3 protein-coding genes and 1 pseudogene are annotated in these 2,502 nt (G+C 26.9%); all 4 read right to left on the bottom strand.

Translation table 11 applies throughout. The annotated features are described in order from the left end of the window. The coding region (locus tag ACTHW2_RS10920; RefSeq protein WP_442263951.1) for a protein kinase domain-containing protein at nt 1-588 on the bottom strand (588 nt) is incomplete at its 3' end. Between the two features lie 80 nt (nt 589-668). Next, nucleotides 669-1,565 carry a diacylglycerol/lipid kinase family protein gene (locus ACTHW2_RS10925; protein ID WP_442263952.1) on the bottom strand — a complete coding sequence of 299 codons (897 nt, stop codon included), beginning with the start codon at nt 1,563-1,565 and terminating at the stop codon, nt 669-671. 129 nt (nt 1,566-1,694) lie between these two features. Continuing rightward, complete coding sequence (locus ACTHW2_RS10930) at nt 1,695-2,165, bottom strand: hypothetical protein (RefSeq protein ID WP_442263953.1); 471 nt, start codon at nt 2,163-2,165, stop codon at nt 1,695-1,697. A 43-nt stretch (nt 2,166-2,208) separates the two neighbouring features. Further along, nucleotides 2,209-2,502 (bottom strand): annotated as a pseudogene (locus ACTHW2_RS10935) (hypothetical protein); the annotation flags it as partial.

The raw sequence follows: 2,502 nt of genomic DNA on the forward strand, positions 1-2,502 counted from the left end.
CAGTGAAAAGAGGTCAGATTTATATTTTATATGCCTCATATTATTATGAAGCTCAGGTGCTATGAAGTATTCAGACATAGTTTGATAGAATGTATGAGTTTCTCTTTCGGATGTAAGGGCTAAATTCCTTACCTTTATCTCATTATTTGAATTAATAAAAATATTATCAGGGCTTAAACATTTATATGTAAAATCTTTAAAATGTAGATAGTCTATTAAATTCATAAGTTCTAATAATATATTGATTTTTTGTTTACTATTTAGATTCTCTTTTTCTAAATATAATAATTTCCCATCGTGAAATTCATGTATCAAAAAATATAAAGAACTATTTATTCTACTTATATTTATAGTTTCTACTATGTGAAAATTATTAGAATGTAAAAGTATTCTATGACTTATATTAGATATCTCTATAAAGTTTTTAGTTAAATAATTGATTGTTTTTTCGTCTTTATCTAGTTCATATAGAGTTAGCTTTTTAACTGTATTATTATCTTTAATATCTTCTACAATGTAAGATTCATGATTAAATATTTCTTTTTCTTCTTTTTTTATAATCTTGAATCTATTATTTATAAGTTTCATATAAATTACCCCTTTTAACTTATATATTTTATCTCTTATACAAGCTGATGCTTTCCTAATATTATATTAAATGTCTTTATTTATTTTTCATTAATTATTATCTTCATGGCTTTAGGTATAATTTGAAAATTTGTTGGAAGCTTTCCTCCTGCTTCGCCATCTACATCTATCATCATATCCTGCTTTGATTTTATAACAATTTTCTTGGTTTTAAAATATACTACCTTAGGATGATTTATATGATCTCCCTTTAGTACATTAAAAAATATATTAGCAAGTTCTGCGATCTCTGAATCTTTTATAATTAAAACATCTAGAAAGCCATCTGAAATATTTGCATCCGGTGCTAGCTTTTTAAATCCTGCTATAGATGAGGTGTTTGATACTATAAAAAGCATCACTTCTTCCTCTTTGGTATACTCATCACTTTCAAAACTTATATTAATCGGTTTAATTCCCTGTAAAATAAGTCCTCTTAACCCTTCAAAGTAATATGCCATCCTACCTAAAATAGCTTTTGCTTCTATTGGAACTTGAAATCCTACATCTGTTAAAAGTCCTCCAGCAGCAACATTAACAAAGTATTTATTATTTATCTTACCTAAATCAATGTCAACAATATTTTTTTGTTTGATCATCTGAAAAAAGTTAGTAATTTTATTTGGCACTCCCATGTAGTTAGCAAAATCATTTACTGTACCACTTGGAAGAATAGCTACAGGTAATTTGTTTTCACTTTTAACTATCCCTGTTGCTACTTCATTTACTGTTCCATCTCCTCCGCTTGCAATAATAATATCCCATTTTCCACTATCACATGTTTTTATGGTTTCATATAAGGCGTCATCTTTTTTTTCTGTATAATACTTCCCAACTATATACCCATCATCTAACAGAAGTTTACAAAGAAAATCAACCTTGGATTCCATAGTTTGCCTTCCGGAAGAAGGATTTATAATAAGTTTTACTCTTTCCATTAAATCAACCTTTCAATTATATTTAATTTTTTAATTGCATTAAATATAATATATAGTATATATACTATTATATCAATCTTTAATTCTTCAAGCTAGATAAAGATAAAAAAAGACCTCTTTAGAGGCCTTTTATGATAATATTACGTTTTTTATTGTGTCTATAACTTCTTTTATAGTATCTATATAATCTGTTATTCCTTTTGCACTATGTTCAAAAGAATGCGCTGTATCTACTAAACTATTTGTTAAATCATCAAAAGTTTCATGTACTTTTTCTGTTGTATCCTCAACAGTATCCGTGATATTGCTAACTTTTCCAGATATATTATTTACATTCGATAATAGTGTATCTACTTCTGGTCTAAGTGTAGCAAGAGTATCTTTAGCTTCTTTAGTTATTTCGTTCACATTTTGACTGATACCAGGTAATTGTTTGATAGTTGTATCTAGTTCTTTAGTATTTTCTTCTATAACATTACTTACATTCCCTAATATCTTATTTACTTTCATAAGAACAAGTATTAAAGCTATACCTGCACCTATTCCTATTAAAAACAAAATAAGCGTAAAGAGATCATTTATTGTTAAATTTGCAGTCATAAGTTACCTCTTTTCTTTAGTGTTTTTTACTATATTTTTTCTCTTACTTGTTTTTAACATCTTTAGTAGCAGCTTTTACGTCTGCTTTTGCTTTCTTTACATCTTTTTTAGCATCATCCATTGTATCTTTTACATCTTTTGTTGTATCTTCTACTGTATCTTTTACTTCTTTGTAACCTTCTTTTACATCTCTTTTCAACTCATCTTTTACATCTTCTAACTCTTCAATATTACCCTTTAAATCATTAGATATTTTTTCTTTTAGTTCTTTTGCATCGTCCATAGTTTCCTCTACAGTAGATTTTATGTTTTCAGCTACCTCTTTAGATTTATCTTT

Origin of the sequence: Tissierella sp. (assembly GCF_052089545.1) — a bacterium.
GTDB lineage: Bacteria > Bacillota > Clostridia > Tissierellales > Tissierellaceae > Tissierella_A.